General features: G+C 70.4%; 17 protein-coding genes. 10 read left to right on the forward strand and 7 right to left on the reverse strand.

Going from position 1 to position 15,292, the window contains the following annotated elements; genetic code table 11:
- Positions 1–210: 210 nt before the first annotated feature.
- From OHB49_RS23020 to OHB49_RS23030, 3 genes are all read left to right on the forward strand, one after another.
- A complete protein-coding gene (locus OHB49_RS23020; protein WP_329162623.1) occupies positions 211–2,052 on the forward strand; it encodes a bifunctional metallophosphatase/5'-nucleotidase in 1,842 nt (613 codons plus the stop codon).
- A 95-nt stretch (positions 2,053–2,147) separates the two neighbouring features.
- Complete coding sequence (locus OHB49_RS23025) at positions 2,148–2,579, forward strand: DUF302 domain-containing protein (protein ID WP_329162625.1); 432 nt, start codon at positions 2,148–2,150, stop codon at positions 2,577–2,579.
- Positions 2,580–2,686: 107 nt separating this feature from the next.
- Positions 2,687–3,571, forward strand: coding sequence for a phosphatidylinositol-specific phospholipase C (locus OHB49_RS23030; protein ID WP_329162627.1), 885 nt, complete (start codon positions 2,687–2,689; stop codon positions 3,569–3,571).
- A gap of 17 nt (positions 3,572–3,588) precedes the next feature.
- On the opposite strand, the gene OHB49_RS23035 is transcribed toward OHB49_RS23030, so the two are convergent.
- From OHB49_RS23035 to OHB49_RS23060, 6 genes are all read right to left on the reverse strand, one after another.
- Complete coding sequence (locus OHB49_RS23035) at positions 3,589–5,013, reverse strand: sensor histidine kinase (protein WP_329162629.1); 1,425 nt, start codon at positions 5,011–5,013, stop codon at positions 3,589–3,591.
- The gene (locus OHB49_RS23040) at positions 5,010–5,741 is read right to left on the reverse strand and encodes a response regulator transcription factor (RefSeq protein ID WP_030972125.1); all 732 of its coding nucleotides are present in this window, start codon (positions 5,739–5,741) and stop codon (positions 5,010–5,012) included. Before OHB49_RS23040 ends, OHB49_RS23035 begins: the two co-directional genes overlap by 4 nt.
- Before the next feature lie 39 nt (positions 5,742–5,780).
- The gene (locus tag OHB49_RS23045; protein WP_329162631.1) at positions 5,781–5,939 is read right to left on the reverse strand and encodes a hypothetical protein; all 159 of its coding nucleotides are present in this window, start codon (positions 5,937–5,939) and stop codon (positions 5,781–5,783) included.
- Positions 5,940–5,950: 11 nt separating this feature from the next.
- Entirely contained in the window at positions 5,951–7,075 is a 1,125-nt protein-coding gene (locus tag OHB49_RS23050; protein WP_329162633.1) for a S1C family serine protease, read from the reverse strand.
- A 103-nt stretch (positions 7,076–7,178) separates the two neighbouring features.
- Positions 7,179–8,225: a LacI family DNA-binding transcriptional regulator gene (locus OHB49_RS23055; RefSeq protein WP_030925025.1), complete on the reverse strand. Its 1,047-nt coding sequence runs from the start codon at positions 8,223–8,225 to the stop codon at positions 7,179–7,181.
- 24 nt (positions 8,226–8,249) lie between these two features.
- Entirely contained in the window at positions 8,250–9,065 is an 816-nt protein-coding gene (locus OHB49_RS23060; RefSeq protein WP_329162637.1) for a response regulator transcription factor, read from the reverse strand.
- A 306-nt stretch (positions 9,066–9,371) separates the two neighbouring features.
- Here OHB49_RS23060 and OHB49_RS23065 point away from each other — a divergent pair, with 306 nt between their 5' ends.
- The 7 genes from OHB49_RS23065 to OHB49_RS23095 all read left to right on the forward strand — a co-directional run bounded on the left by OHB49_RS23065 (position 9,372) and on the right by OHB49_RS23095 (position 14,838).
- Entirely contained in the window at positions 9,372–10,265 is an 894-nt protein-coding gene (locus OHB49_RS23065) for an alpha/beta hydrolase family protein (protein ID WP_329162639.1), read from the forward strand.
- A 41-nt stretch (positions 10,266–10,306) separates the two neighbouring features.
- Positions 10,307–10,561: a MoaD/ThiS family protein gene (locus OHB49_RS23070; RefSeq protein ID WP_030925031.1), complete on the forward strand. Its 255-nt coding sequence runs from the start codon at positions 10,307–10,309 to the stop codon at positions 10,559–10,561.
- Between the two features lie 10 nt (positions 10,562–10,571).
- The gene (locus OHB49_RS23075) at positions 10,572–11,867 is read left to right on the forward strand and encodes a hypothetical protein (RefSeq protein WP_329162641.1); all 1,296 of its coding nucleotides are present in this window, start codon (positions 10,572–10,574) and stop codon (positions 11,865–11,867) included.
- Positions 11,868–12,050: 183 nt separating this feature from the next.
- Positions 12,051–12,740 (forward strand): LmeA family phospholipid-binding protein, encoded by a 690-nt coding sequence (locus tag OHB49_RS23080; RefSeq protein WP_329162643.1) that lies wholly within the window; start codon positions 12,051–12,053, stop codon positions 12,738–12,740.
- Between the two features lie 453 nt (positions 12,741–13,193).
- A complete protein-coding gene (locus OHB49_RS23085) occupies positions 13,194–14,039 on the forward strand; it encodes a sulfurtransferase (RefSeq protein ID WP_329162645.1) in 846 nt (281 codons plus the stop codon).
- Positions 14,040–14,089: 50 nt separating this feature from the next.
- On the forward strand, positions 14,090–14,377 hold the full coding sequence (locus OHB49_RS23090) for a DUF1416 domain-containing protein (protein ID WP_030925040.1): 288 nt from the start codon (positions 14,090–14,092) through the stop codon (positions 14,375–14,377).
- Between the two features lie 203 nt (positions 14,378–14,580).
- Positions 14,581–14,838 carry a DUF3099 domain-containing protein gene (locus OHB49_RS23095; protein WP_329162647.1) on the forward strand — a complete coding sequence of 86 codons (258 nt, stop codon included), beginning with the start codon at positions 14,581–14,583 and terminating at the stop codon, positions 14,836–14,838.
- 9 nt (positions 14,839–14,847) lie between these two features.
- Here OHB49_RS23095 and OHB49_RS23100 read toward each other — a convergent pair whose 3' ends face one another.
- Positions 14,848–15,210 carry a DsrE family protein gene (locus tag OHB49_RS23100; RefSeq protein ID WP_030972145.1) on the reverse strand — a complete coding sequence of 121 codons (363 nt, stop codon included), beginning with the start codon at positions 15,208–15,210 and terminating at the stop codon, positions 14,848–14,850.
- Positions 15,211–15,292 lie beyond the last annotated feature (82 nt).

Genomic DNA, 15,292 nt, shown 5'->3' on the forward strand with positions numbered 1-15,292 from the left:
GGGCCGTGAGGGGGGCAGTGAGGTGTCGCGGGGCTCGGCCATTGCCGTGACGTTTTCGACCGGATAGGTGCGAGCTGTGGGCGGTGTGGGCGAGTTGATCCCCTTACCGACCACATGGCAACCGGTTCGTAACGCGAAACACCTGTCGCGCTACGCGCGTTGACTCTAGGCTGCGGGCCGAAACCTCCCGCTGAACTCACAAGGGGACCGATGTCAGCGACACCGCAGAAGAACCGTGCGTCACGGCGGGTGCTCGCCGCCGCGGCCGGGCTGGCCACCGTCGGCGCACTCGTCGCGGCGATGCCGGCCGGCGCCCAGGACCGCGGTCACGGCCACGGTCACGGGCACCACACGCCCGCGCGTACCGTCGACGTCCAGCTGCTGTCCTTCAACGACCTGCACGGCAACCTGGAGCCGCCGGCCGGTTCGGCCGGCAACGTCACCGAGACGCAGGCCGACGGCACGACGAAGGCGATACCGGCCGGTGGTGTCGAGTACCTCGCCTCCTCGCTGCGCACCGCGCGCAAGGGCCACCCGTACTCCATCACCGCGGCCGGCGGCGACATGGTGGGCGCGAGCCCGCTGCTGTCCGGGCTCTTCCACGACGAGCCGACCATCGAGGCGCTCAACAAGATCGACCTCGATGTGACGACCGTCGGCAACCACGAGTTCGACGAGGGTGCCACCGAGCTGGCCCGCCTCCAGAACGGCGGCTGCCACCCGGTCGAGGGCTGTTACGAGAAGGGCAAGACGTTCCAGGGCGCCGACTTCCCGTACCTGGCCGCCAACGTGACGGACGAGAAGACCGGCAAGCCGATCCTCAAGCCGTACACGGTGTGGAAGAAGAACGGCGTCAAGATCGGCTTCATCGGGGTGACCCTGGAGGGCACGCCGAACATCGTCACCGCCAACGGCGTCAAGGGCCTGAAGTTCCACGACGAGATCGAGACGGTCAACAAGTACGCCAAGGAGCTCGACCGACAGGGCGTGAAGTCCATCGTCGCGCTCATCCACGAGGGCGGGGCCCCGGCCTCCTCCTCGTACAACTACAACTGCGACAGCCCCGGCGCCGGTGACGGCATCTCCGGGCCGATCGTGGACATCGCCAAGGGCATCAGCCCGAAGGTCGACGCGCTGGTCACGGGTCACACGCACCAGGCGTACGTGTGCACCGTGCCGGACCCGGCGGGCAACCCGCGCCTGGTCACCTCGGCGTCGTCGTTCGGCAAGCTGTACACGGACACGACCCTCACGTACGACCGCCGCACCAAGGACATCGTGCGTACGTCGGTGAAGTCGTCGAGCTCCTCGAACCCGACCTCGGCTAACCACATCGTCACCCGGGACCAGCCCAAGGCCACCGACATGACGGCCCTGATCGCCCGCTGGAACACCCTCGCGGCCCCCATCGCGAGCAAGCCGCAGGGCTTCATCTCCGCCGACATCAACGGCCGCGGAGCCACGACCCCGGAGCAGCCGCTCGGCGACCTGATCGCCGACGCGCAGCTGGAGGGACTGGCCCCGGCGGACAAGGGCGGGGCGGTCGTCGCCTTCATGAACCCGGGCGGCATCCGCGCGGACCTGGTGTACAAGTCGACCGGCAGTGAGGGCGACGGGGTGGTGACGTACGGCGAGTCGTTCACCGTGCAGCCCTTCACCAACATGATGAATGTCGTCGACCTGACCGGTGCCCAGCTGATCAGCGCGCTCCAGCAGCAGGTCAGCGGCGCCAACGAGGCCAGCCCGAAGATCCTTCAGGTGTCCAAGGGCCTCACGTACACCCTCGACATGACGAAGACGGGCGCGGCCCGCGTCGTCGTCGACACGATCAAGCTGAACGGTGCGGCGATCGACCCGGCCAAGACGTACCGCGTCGCGATGAACGAGTTCCTCGCGGGCGGCGGCGACGGCTTCGCGGCGCTCGGACAGGGCACCGACAAGCTGGTCGGCCCGTCCGACCTGGACCTGTTCAACGCGTACCTGGCGGCGCACTCTTCGGCCACGGCGCCGCTGGCCCCGCCGGCCACGGACCGGATCACGGTCATCCGGTAGGTCCGGTGATCGGGTGAGCGGGGCGGTGGGCCATCCGGCCCACCGCCCCGCTGTCGTCACGGGTTCGGGCCCGGGCCTCGCCTAGTGTCGGAAACATGACTGCAGAAGCCGAAGCAGACGTGGACGACGGCCTGGTCACCGTCGCCTGCAACGGGTCTGTCCGCGAAACGATCGACCGGCTCCAGGAGGCCATCACCGCCTCGGGCTTCCAGGTGTTCGCGCGGATCGACCATGCGGACCATGCCGCCCGCATCGGCCTGGAACTCAGGCCGACCGAGCTGCTCATCTTCGGTAAGCCCGAGGGCGGCACGCAGCTGATGCAGGACCGGCAGACCGCCGGCATCGATCTCCCGTCAAAGGCGCTGGCCTGGCAGGATGCCGCCGGCGACACCTGGGTGACCTGCAACGACGCCTCATGGCTCGCCGCCCGCCACGGTCTGGGGCCGGCGAGCGAAGCGGGTGTCGCCGCGGTGGAGGCGAGCACGGTGGCGGCGGTTCGTCAGGCGACGGGCCCGGCCACGGTCTAGGGGCGGCCGGGTGCCCGTGTCCCGGCGGTGCGGCCCCGTTCCCGTTGTGGCGTGTACCCGTCATACTCCGAAGGCTGACCCCCCACACAGCCGACGGAGGCACCCGCATGAGCACCCGCAGAACCTTCTTAACCGGCGCACTCGCCCTCTCCGCCACCGCTCTCGTCGGGACGGAACCCGCGACCGCCGCGGCCCACCGGGCAGCTCTCACCACGCAGGACTGGATGGCCGGCCTTGCCGACGCCGTCCCCGTACAGCGCCTGACCATCCCCGGAACACACGACTCCGGCGCTCGCTACGGCGGCCCGTGGACCGAGTGCCAGAACACCACCGTCGCCGAGCAGCTGGGCAGCGGCATCCGCTTTCTCGACGTACGGTGCCGGATCACCGGCGACTCCTTCGCGATCCATCACGGAGCCTCGTACCAGAACCTGATGTTCGGTGACGTCCTGGGCGCCTGCTGGGACTTCCTGGCCGAGCACCCCACCGAGACCGTGCTGATGCGGGTCAAGCAGGAGTACTCCGAGGAGAGCGACGCCGAGTTCCGGCGGATCTTCGACCTGTACCTCGACGCCAAGGGCTGGCGGCCGCTGTTCCGGATCGACCCCGCGCTGCCCGCGCTGGGTGAGGCCCGCGGCAAGGTCGTGCTGCTCGCCGACAACGGCGGACTGCCCGGCGTCCGCTACGCAGATCCCGCACTCTTCGACATCCAGGACGACTACATGGCGGAACCGTTCGCCAAGTATCCGAAGATCGAGTCCCAGTTCCGCAGGGCCGCTCAGCAGCCCGGGAAGCTGTTCATGAATTACGTGAGCACGGCGGCCCTGATGCCGCCCCGCTGGAACGCGGACCGGCTCAACCCGCAGGTGCAGTCGTTCCTCGACGGCTCCGAGGCGTCCGGCTGGACGGGGCTCGGGATCGTCCCGCTGGACTTCCCCGCCACCCGCCCCGGCCTGGTCGCATCACTGATCCGGCACAATCCCGGGGCCTGAGCGGTCCCCGGGGCGGCTCAAGGGGACTCCGGCGGCGGCTGCGGGGCGCCCGGCAGCCGGATCCATGCCTCCGTGCCGGCGCCGGGCGCCCGGCGCAGCGCGACCTCGCCGCCCGCCTGCTGGACCGTGCGCGCGACGATCGACAGGCCCAGGCCCGAACCCGGCAGCTGGCGGGCGGACGGGGAGCGCCAGAAGCGTTCGAAGACGTACGGGAGTTCCTCTTCGGGGATGCCCGGGCCCTGGTCCACCACGGTCAGCTCCCCGCCGTGCAGCGCGACGGCGATCGTGCCGTGCTGCGGGCTGAACTTCACGGCGTTGTCGAGGACGTTGACGACCGCCCGCTCCAGTGCCGCCGGCTCGGCCCGTACGTACCAGGGTTCGAGGTCCGCCGTGATGGTCAGCTCCGGGCCGCGGAGCCGTGCCCGTTCCAGCGCGGCGGAGGCGATGTCGTGCAGGCCGACGACCTGGAGCGGGCCGGGCTGGGCCGCGTCCGGGCGGGCCAGTTCCTGGAGGTCGCCGATGAGCGCCGCCAGCTCGGTCATCTGCGCCGTGACCGACTTCATCAGCGCCCTGCGGTCGTCCGGCGGGATCGGCCGGCCGGTCTCCTCGCTGCGGGCGAGCAGTTCCACGTTCGTACGCAACGAGGTCAGCGGCGTGCGCAGTTCGTGCCCGGCGTCCGCGATCAGCTGCGCCTGCCGGTCGCGTGAGCTGGCGAGGGCGGCAGTCATCGAGTTGAAGGAGCGGGACAGCCGGGCGATCTCGTCCTCGCCCTCGACCGGGATGCGGAGCGTGAGGTCCTCGGTGCGGGCGACATGCTCGACGGCCTCGGTGAGCTCGTCGACGGGGCGCAGGCCGGTGCGGGCGACCCACAGCCCGGCGGCGCCCGCGCCGATGACACCGATGCCGGATACCGCGAGGAGGACGACTGCGAGCTGGTTGAGGGGGGCGGTGACCTGTTCCATGGGCAAGGCCACCGAGACGGCGAGCCCGGGCCGGACCAGCGGGCCGATGTGGACTTCCGAGGTGTAGACGCGCATCTTGACGCCGTCCTTCGCCTCGGTGGTGTGCACCGCGTCCCGCCGCTCCCCGGCCGCGACGGCCCGGTCGGCGGACTCCACCGGAATCGCGGACTTGCCCGGCCAGGTGCACGGCTTCGTGCTCGTGGGCGTCACCACCTGGATCGTGTAGGGGATCTCCGGTCCGCCCGGGTTGTTGTCCTGCGGCAGCCCCTGCAGGCAGGCGACGTTCAGATTCTCGACGATCTGCCGGTCGACATTGACCTGCCGCAGGCTGCTGTCGAGCTGCTCGATCAGCCGGTCCCGCGTGGTCAGCCAGCAGGCCAGGGCCACCGCCGCCACCGCGACCGCCACCGCGGTAGCGACCAGCATCGCCAGCCGGGAGCGCAGCGGCAGCGCGCGGATCCGGTGCAGCGGGCCCGTCACCCGTCACCCCCGCCGGCCCGCAGCGCGTACCCGACGCCCCGCACCGTGTGCACGAGCCGCGGTTCGCCGCCCGCTTCCGTCTTGCGGCGCAGGTACATCACGTACACGTCCAGGGAGTTGGAGCTCGGTTCGAAGTCGAAGCCCCAGACCGCCTTCAGGATCTGCTCGCGGGTCAGCACCTGCCGCGGGTGGGCCAGGAACATCTCCAGCAGCGTGAATTCGGTCCGGGTCAGCTCGACGCGGCGGGAGCCGCGGGTGACCTCGCGGGTGGCGAGGTCCATCCGCAGATCGGCGAAGGACAGCACATTGTCGTCGGGGACGTCGCCGCCCGCCGCGGCCGCGTACGAGCTGCGGCGCAGCAGGGCCCGGATGCGGGCGAAGAGCTCGTCCAGTTCGAAGGGCTTGACCAGGTAGTCGTCGGCGCCGGCGTCGAGCCCGGTGACGCGGTCGCCGACCGTGTCGCGGGCGGTGAGCATCAGGATGGGAGTGGTGGCGCCGGTGGAACGGATGCGGCGGGCGGCGGTCAGGCCGTCCATCCGCGGCATCTGGATGTCGAGGACGATCAGATCGGGGGCGTACGACTCCGCCCTGGCCAGCGCGTCGATTCCGTCGACGGCGACCTGTGTGCCGTATCCCTCGAAAGCGAGACTGCGCTGCAGGGCCTCGCGCACGGCCGGCTCGTCGTCGACGATCAGGATGCGCTGCGGATCGTCTTCGGCGGGGCTCATCGCTCGTCGTCCTCTTCTCTCTGCTCTGCCGGGATGCCTTCAGCCTCGCACGGCTGTGGCGCGGCGTCGCGCGGCCCGGCGTCCGCGGCCGGTGGTGACCGTGGTGGTCGCACGGAGTTCGGTGGCGCGCCGGGCCGCCGACGCGAGCGGCAGCGCCAGGTCCGCCGGGCCGACGGGGGTGTCGGACGGGTGGTTCATGGCTGATCTCCTCAGGAGCTGTCGCCGTCCCGCAGTGTGTCGAGGTCGGCCTTGAGCGTGTTCACCGGGATGGCGAAGCCGAGACCGACGCTGCCCGCACCGGAGCTGCTCGATCCGCCGGACGAACTCGCGGAGTACATGGCCGAGTTGATGCCGATGATCTCGCCGTTCATGTTGATGAGCGCACCGCCGGAGTTGCCGGGGTTGAGCGAGGCGTCGGTCTGGATGGCCTTGTACGTGGTGGTGGAGTTGCCGGTGTCGCCGTTGAACTGCCGTCCGCCGAACTCGAACGGCCAGTCACTGCCGCCGCCCTGCTGTCCCTGCTCCTGACCGTTCTCACTGTCCTTGGCGACGGTGACATCGCGGTTCAGCGCGGAGACGATGCCGCTGGTGACGGTGCCGGTGAGGCCCTCGGGCGAGCCGATCGCGACGACCTGGTCGCCGACCTTGATCCCGGAGGAGTCGCCGAGTGTGGCCGTCTTCAGCCCGCTCGCGCCCTCCAGATCGATCAGCGCCAGATCCTTGTCGGCGTCGGTGCCGACGACCTTCGCGGTGTACGTCCTGCCGGTGCTCAGCGTCACCTTGATCGACGAGGCGCCCGCGATGACATGGTTGTTGGTGATGATCTCGCCGCCGGACGTGATGATCACGCCGGAGCCGGTGGACTCGCCCGCGGTCGACGTCGCACCGATCTCGACGATCGTCGGCGACACCGCCTTCGCGACACCGGCGACGGTGCCCGTGCTGCTCTGCGAGACGGTCGTGCCGCTGACCACCGAGCTGCTGTCGGTGCCGCTGGAACCGGTGCCGGTGAACTGACCGACGGCGGTGGCGGTGATACCGCCGACGACCGCCGCCGCGACCGCCACGGCCGACAGCAGGGCGACCGGCCGCCTGGCCCGGCGCCCGTGCCCGGACGGCTGGGGGGCGGGCTGCGGCAGCCCCTGACCGAAGCCGCCGTAGTGGTCGCCACCGCTGTGACCGGCGCCGCCGCTGCCGGGCCACACGGTCGTTCCGGGGCCCGTCGAGATCGGCTGCGCGGGCTGGTGCGCAGGCGGCGGCGGGTAGGCCGCGTCGCCGTTGCCGTACGAGGGGTACATCGGGTACTCGCCGCTCGGGCGCTGGCTCTCAGTCATGTCCCCGACTGTGTCCAGCGAACATGAGAGGAGCCTGAGCACGTCCTGAGAAGCCCGGCAGAACCTCGTATGCCCGATATAAAGGCCGTACGGGCGTCGCCGCCTACCGCCCCTGACCGGCCGCCGGCTCCCCGCACCCGCACGACCGCCGCACCACCAGCGCCGACGGGAACTGCTTCAGCCGCTCCCGCCGGGACCCCGACACCCGCAGCGAGTCGTCGAGCACCAGGTCCACCGCGGCACGCGCCATCGCCGGGCGGTCCGAGGAGATCGTGGTCAGCGGCGGATCGGTCAGACCCGCTTCCTTCACGTCGTCGAAGCCCGCCACCGCGAGCTCCCCGGGCACATCGATCCGCAGTTCGCGAGCAGCCCGCAGCACCCCGATGGCCTGGTCGTCCGTCGAGCAGAAGATCGCCGGCGGGCGGTCCGGGCCGGCGAGCAGCCCGAGCGCCACCCGGTAGGCGTCGTAACGGTTGTACGGGGCCTGGAAGAGCCGGCCCTCCGTCGACCGTCCCGACTCGTGCATCGCCCGGCGCCAGCCCTCGACGTGGTCGGCGACCGGGTCGCCGACCGCCGGGGTCGTCTCCATGCCGCCGAGGCACGCCACGTACGCGTTGCCGTGTTCGAGCAGGTGCCGGGTCGCCAGCTGCGCGCCGCCGATGTCGTCCGTGACGACCGCGACGTCGTCGATCGCCTCCGGCCGCTCGTGCAGCAGCACGACCCGTGCGTCCCACGCCTCTATCTCGGCCGCCGCCCGCTCGCTGGGCCCCTGGCTGACCAGGATCAGCCCGGAGACCCGCATTCCGAGGAAGGCCCGCAGGTAGTGGACCTCGCGTTCGTCGCGGTAGTCGGAATTGCCGACCAGGACCATTTTCCCGCGCTCCGCCGCGGCCTGTTCGACCGCGTGCGCCATCTCTGCGAAGAACGGCTGCCGGGCGTCCGGAACGATCATTCCTATGAGATCGGTCCGCCGCGACGCCATCGCCTGCGCGACCCGGTCGGGCCGGTAACCCAGCTCCTTGATCGCGCCGAGTACCCGCTCGCGCGTGGCCGGGGCAACCGGCCGGGGTCCGTTGTTGATGACGTAGCTGACGACCGCGGTCGACGTCCCCGCCAGTCTCGCCACATCGTCCCGCGTCACCTTGGCCACGCGCGGCAGTCTACGCGGATGGAACTACCTCTTGGCAGGCCGGACCGGGGCTTCTTCCGTGACCTCGGCTACCTCCGAGTGCTCCGGACGGGTGACGGGTTCGGCCGGTGCGTCCGCCGCGGTCCGGGCCGCAGCCTGGGCCTTGGCCTCCCCGGCCGCGCGCTCCACCTTTTCCGGCGCGACGAAGCGGTAGCCGACGTTGCGGACCGTGCCGATCAGCGACTCGTGCTCGGGGCCGAGCTTGGCGCGCAGTCGCCGGACATGGACGTCGACCGTCCGCGTACCGCCGAAGTAGTCGTAGCCCCAGACCTCCTGGAGCAGCTGGGCGCGGGTGAAGACCCGGCCCGGGTGCTGCGCGAGGTACTTGAGAAGTTCGAATTCCTTGAAGGTCAGGTCGAGGACCCGGCCCTTCAGCTTCGCGCTGTACGTCGCCTCGTCGACCGAAAGGTCGCCGTTGCGGATCTCCATCGGGGAGTCGTCGGAGGTGAGCTGCTGCCGGCCGGTGGCGAGCCGCAGCCGGGCCTCCACCTCGGCCGGTCCCGCCGTGTCCAGCAGCACGTCGTCGATGCCCCAGTCGGCGGTGACGGCCGCGAGACCGCCCTCCGTCACGACGAGGATCAGCGGGCAGCCCGGTCCGGTGGACCGCAGCAGCTGGCACAGCGACCGTACCTGCGGCAGGTCGCGGCGGCCGTCGACCAGGATGACGTCGGCACCTGGGGTGTCGACGAGAGCGGGTCCTTCGGCGGGAGCCACCCGCACGCTGTGCAAGAGCAGACCGAGGGCGGGAAGCACCTCCGTCGACGGCTGGAGGGCATTCGTCAGAAGCAGCAGTGAACTCATCGCCGCCCACCTGCCTGGGTCGTCGGTCGATGATCGTGCACGTTTTGCTCGCCTTGCTCGCCCATTACGTCGGTCCTCCTCGTTCCCTGCGAGAGGGGCACTCCCGGGCGGGGCCCGGGGGAGTATGCGGCACTTCTTCGTACGGTTCGGTGCGGCCGTACGACATCTGTCATACGGGTTTTACGGTGCGGCCCCACGCCCTGGGACCGCTGAGCTTGTCGAAACGTCGTTGTAACAACGCGCGGAAAGCACAAAAGGACCCGGGGGCTGCATTGCCCGGATCCTCTTCCCAGCAGAATAGCCCACATGAGTTCTGTGTCCGAGAGTTCGTTTCGGAGTTTTTCTGTTTGCTTGATCACCCCGGGAGCCCGGCGTGCGACATTGCGGACCGATGACGGGCTGTCGATCGAGGCGGTGTACGAACCGTGTACGGCCGGTGCCGGGCCCGCCGCCGACCCGGTCGCCGCCGATACGGCGATCGTGATCGCGCACGGTTTCACCGGATCGGCGGACCGGCCCGCCGTGCGGCGTGCGGCGCGGGTGTTTTCCCAGCGTGCGGCCGTGATCACGTTCTCCTTCCGGGGGCACGGCGGGTCCGGCGGGCGGTCGACGGTGGGTGACCGCGAGGTGCTGGACCTGGCCGCCGCGGTGGCCTGGGCGCGCTCCCTCGGGCACCGCCGGGTGGTTACGGTCGGATTCTCGATGGGTGGTTCTGTCGTGCTTCGGCACGGCGCGCTGTATACGGCGCCCGACACGACTGCGGCCGCGGAACGGCTTCCCCTCACAGTTCCCGTGCACGGGGGGCGCACGGAAGCGCACGCGGATGCAGTGGTTGCCGTGAGTGCTCCCGCCCGTTGGTACTACCGGGGTACGGCTCCGATGCGACGTCTGCACTGGGTGGTGACCCGGCCCACCGGCCGGCTGGTCGGCCGGTACGGCTTCCGCACCCGGATCGACCACAACGAGTGGAACCCCGTGCCGCTCTCCCCGGTCGATTCGGTCCCGCTCATCGCCCCGGCCCCGCTGCTGGTCGTGCACGGCGACAAGGACCCGTACTTCCCGCTCGACCACCCGCGCATGCTGGTGGACGCGGCACAGGGCGGCGCCGAGCTGTGGCTGGAGCGGGGCATGGGGCACGCCGAGAACGCGGCGGACGAGAACTTGCTCACCCGTATCGCGGACTGGTCGGTCGCCGCGTGATTCATGATGGACAGCTGACGCGAGACGAAGGGAGCGCCGCCATGCCAGCGGGAACGATCCGCTACTGGGCAGCCGCCAAGGCGGCTGCCGGAACCGCGGAGGAGCCGTACGCGGCTGCGACGCTCGCCGAGGCGCTCGACGCGGTGCGTGAGCGGCACCCCGGTGAGCTCACCCGAGTGCTGCAACGGTGCTCGTTCCTGATCGACGGTGACCCCGTCGGGACCCGCAGCCATGAGACCGTACGCCTTGCCGAGGGCGGCACGGTCGAGGTGCTCCCGCCGTTCGCAGGAGGGTGAACCGCAGAACATGAGCAGCAGCGATCAGCAGCATCCGTACGGACAGGAGTCCGGGTACGGGCACGCGTACGGACACGGGCAGGAGCCGCAGCCGTACGGACAGCAGGCCCCGTACGACCCGGACGACCAGGCGTTCCAGGACCCCGGTGCCACGCAGACGTGGGAGGGGCAGACCTGGGACACCCAGTACCAGCCGACCGTCCGGCCCGCGCAGCGCCGGCCGCAGTACCAGCAGCCGCCCTACGACCAGCAGCAGTACGACCAGCAGTACGACGAGCAGTACGGGCAGCAGCAGTACGAGCAGCCGTATGCCCAGCAGCAGTACGAGCAGCCGTACCCGGGCCGGCCGGCACAGCCGCAGCAGCCGGTCGCCACGGCCGCCGCCGACGCCCGTCCCGCTCCGCAGGGCGGGTCGGGCTCGTATCCGCTGCCCCCCGAGGTCCCGGCCGTCGCGGTCGCCGAGGCCGCGCCGGCCGATGTCGCCCCGGACACCGCGACAGGGCCAGGCACCTCCGGTTACAGCGCGCCCACCACCCTGGGCAACAGCCGCGTCACCGACGCCCAGCGCGCCCGCGCCGAGGGCCGCTCGCCGATCATCGCGCCGGGCATGCAGCCGGCCGCGATCACCGCGGGTCTCGGGCTGCTGCTCGCCCTCGGCGCCGCGATCGGGCAGTACGCCCTGTTCGTGCCGCTGGTGCTGCTCCAGGCCGTGACCGCGGCGGGATGGTTCCGGCTGAACGGCATGTGGCCGGCCCGGCAGGGCATCGCACTCGCCTTCGCCGGTGGGTTCGTCGCCGATGTCGTGCTGCTCGTCGCCGGGCGGGACAACGCTCCGGCGGCGATTCTCGGCACCCTCGGCATCTGGGTGCTGCTCACCGTCGTCCTTCAGCTCCGCAGCCACGCGGGCGCCGACGAGCGGATGTACGGGCTGATGGCCACCGTCGCCTCGGCGGCCCTGGCGATCCTCGCCGCCGGGCATCTCGCGGCGGTGCCGGACGCGGTGACGGTGGGCGGTGCGGCCGTCGCGGTCGCGGTGCTCGCCCGCGCGCTGCCGCTGCCCGGACCGGTCTCGATCGTGGTGGCGCTGCTCGCCGCCGCGGGCGCCGGTGTCGCGGCAGGCGGGCTCACCGACCTCGGCGCGAAGGGTGCCCTCCTCGGGCTCGCGGCCGGCGGCTGCGCGCTGATCGGGCTGCGGGTGGCCAGCTATGACTACCCGTCACGTTTTGTGCACATGACCGCCGGTGTGGCGCTGCCGCTGACCGCAGCGGCGCCCGCCGTCTATCTGATCGGCCGCGCCCTCTCCTGACCCGGCACGATCCCTGCGCCCCATCCGCCCCGGCCCTCCCGGTCCGACACCCGTGCATCGGCCCGGGAACCGGGGCGGCCCCCGGGCTCGTCGATCACCCCGGGGGTGCCGTGCAGCCGCAGTAGGCTCACGGACACCAGGCGGGTCCGGCCGGATCGGGTGCAGGGTGGGGGAAGAACGGGCATGCGCGCACTGCGAATACTGCTGATCATGGTGGTGGTTCTGGGCGGCGTCTTCATCGCCGTCGACCGGGCGGCGGTGTACTTCGCCGAGTCGGAGGCCGAGGGCAGGGTCGAGATCAGCGGCTCCACGATCGGCTCGACGGACATCTCCATCAAGGGGTTCCCGTTCCTGACGCAGGTCGCCGGATCCTCGCTCGACGAGGTCGACATCGAGCTCACCGGCATCGAGACCGACGCCGGCGGCCGCAGGATCCGGATCAGCGAGATGAACGCGGAACTCCACGACGTCACGCTGGCCGACGGCTTCTCCAGCGCCACCGCCGCCCGGGCCACGGGCACGGCGACCGTCTCGTACGAGGACCTGACGCACGCGGCCGACGACGGCGTCGTCGTCCAGTACGGCGGCAACGGCAAGGTGAAGGTGACCGGCGCCGTCGAGATCCTCGGCCGCACGCTCAAGCGCAGCGTGACCTCGACCGTCACCCTGGTCGACGGCCACACCATTCGGGTGCACGCGGACAAGGTGCCGGGCGAGGGCATCCCCGGCCTCGAAGGCCTGGTGCGCAGGAAGACCGACTTCGAGCGGGAGATCGGGGCCCTGCCGAACGGCCTGAAGCTGCAGAGGATCGAGCCGACGAAGAACGGCCTGGAGATCTCCGTGACGGGTTCGGACATCCCGCTCGGCGGATAGGCGGCCCGATACGTAAGGCGTGCCGCGGCTGGGTAGGAGCCTCGACAGCCACTGCGCCACATAATGAGACGGACGCGTCCGACCCGTAGATGACCGAGGGACCCGATCGACCCCGGTCCGGCCCGCGCGGCGCGGCAAGCTTGCTCTCGTCCCGTATTGTGGACGATCGTGTCTCAATATACGACACAACGGTGACATGCCCGCCCGTACGTCCCTACGATCGGACCCATGAAGCGACAGGCGGATCTCACGAAGCGGCGGGCAGTAGACCTGTGCCGCATCGCCGCCATGCTCTGTCGCACCGTCTGAGCTGGATCGTCGCATCCCGCGTTCCCGGCCCTTCGACCACTGTCAGGGCCCACCCCCGTGCATGTGTGTACGCGCAAATACCGCGCCCCCGTACATCTCGCATCACGCACCATCTCGCCGCAGACTGCCCCGGAGGAGAACAGAATGAGCCGCAGTGACGTCCTGGTAGACGCCGACTGGGTCGAGGCCCACATCGACGACCCGAAGGTCGCCCTCGTCGAGGTCGACGAGGACACCTCGGCATACGAGAAGAACCACATCAAGAACGCCATCCGGATCGACTGGACCAAGGACCTCCAGGACCCGGTCCGCCGTGACTTCATCGACCAGGCCGGCTTCGAGAAGCTGCTGTCCGAGAAGGGCATCGGGAACGACACCACGGTCGTCCTCTACGGCGGCAACAACAACTGGTTCGCGTCCTACGCGTTCTGGTACTTCAAGCTCTACGGTCACCAGGACGTCCGCCTGCTCGACGGCGGCCGCAAGAAGTGGGAGCTGGACTCCCGCGACCTGGTCGACGGCGACGAGATCCCGTCCCGCCCGGCCACCGAGTACAAGGCCCAGGCCCAGGACGAGTCGATCCGCGCCTACCGCGACGACGTCGTGGCCGCGATCGGCAACCAGAACCTGGTCGACGTGCGTTCGCCCGACGAGTTCAGCGGCAAGCTGCTCGCCCCGGCGCACCTCCCGCAGGAGCAGTCGCAGCGTCCCGGCCACGTGCCGAGCGCCCGCAACATCCCGTGGTCGAAGAACGCCAACGACGACGGCACGTTCAAGTCGGACGTAGAGCTCAAGGCGCTCTACGAGGCCGAGCAGGTCGACCTGGCGAAGGACACCATCGCTTACTGCCGCATCGGTGAGCGTTCCGCGCTCACGTGGTTCGTGCTGCACCAGCTGCTCGGAGTCGAGAACGTCAAGAACTACGACGGCTCGTGGACCGAGTACGGCTCCCTCGTGGGTGTGCCGATCGAGCTCGGCGCCAACAAGTAACTCCGGACGACCTGGACCAGCACGACCCCCGACCAGAAGGACAGAACGCCATGTGTGGAGCAAAGGCCGGCGGCCCCGACGCTTCGACCATCAAGCCCGGTGAGACCACCATCCAGGGCAGCGTGACCCGCGACGGCGAGCCCGTCACCGGCTACGTCCGCCTCCTGGACTCGACCGGCGAGTTCACCGCGGAGGTCCCGACGTCGGCGACCGGACAGTTCCGCTTCTACGCGGCCGAGGGCACCTGGACGGTACGCGCCCTCGTCCCGGGCGGCAGCGCCGACCGCACAGTCGTCGCACAGACCGGTGGCCTCTCCGAGGTGGCCATCGCCGTCTGATCCGCGGCACACAGATCGGCCGGAGGGCCGTACCCCAGGGGGTTGGACGCCTTCTGAACCGGGGTACGGCCCTTCGCGCCGTTCACGGTGGTGTCGACGGTGGCAGCCAGTGCGCGGTGGCGCTCGCAGGGGGTGTGCGCAGTGCGGTCCGCGGGGCCGTCCACGCCGTTCGCGTGCGCCCGGATCGGGCCTACGCTTGAGGCATGTACGCCCGGCGCCGTCGCGGCTATTTCCTGATGATGGGCGGATGCATCGTCCTGTTCGTGTCCGCCTGGGCCGTCGTACGGCTCTGGTCGATGCCCGTCGCCATAGGGATGTGCGTCGTCGCCATGGTCATCCCGCCGATCGCGGCGATGGTCGCCAACCGGCGGGGGCCGGAGGACCGCTGGTGGGACGACCCCTCCGGCGACCCGAAGTCGGACGAATGGTGGGACGAGCTCGACGGCAAGAAGCGCCGGTAGGAAGCTGCTTCAGTAGACGAGGGCCTGGACGCCGTCGGCCATGATCTCGCTGACGAAGACCTGGGCACCGGCGATCCGCACGCCTTCGAGGACGTCGCGCTCGGTGATGTCGCGGCGCGCGGCGCACTGCGTGCAGAGGGTGATCAGGCCGGCCGCCTGAATCGACTCGATCAGATCCGGCAGGGGTGCGGCGTGCGGCAGTTCGAACTCGGCGGCGCGGCCCGGCAGCGAGAACCACGAGGATTCGCCGGTCAGCCAGAGCGAGACCTCCACACCGCTGGCGACGGCGACCGCCGCCACCGTGAACGCCTGTGAGCAGCGCTCGGGGGAGTCGGCACCTGCGGTCACCTTGATCACGAGCTTCTTCTGCATATGCCGAACTGTAATCGTCGCCGGTACAACCCCACCCCCTTGCGAGGGGTCAGTTGTGTGCGCAGGTAATGGAATCTGCGCC

Source organism: Streptomyces sp. NBC_01717 (genome assembly GCF_036248255.1).
Classification (GTDB): domain Bacteria; phylum Actinomycetota; class Actinomycetes; order Streptomycetales; family Streptomycetaceae; genus Streptomyces.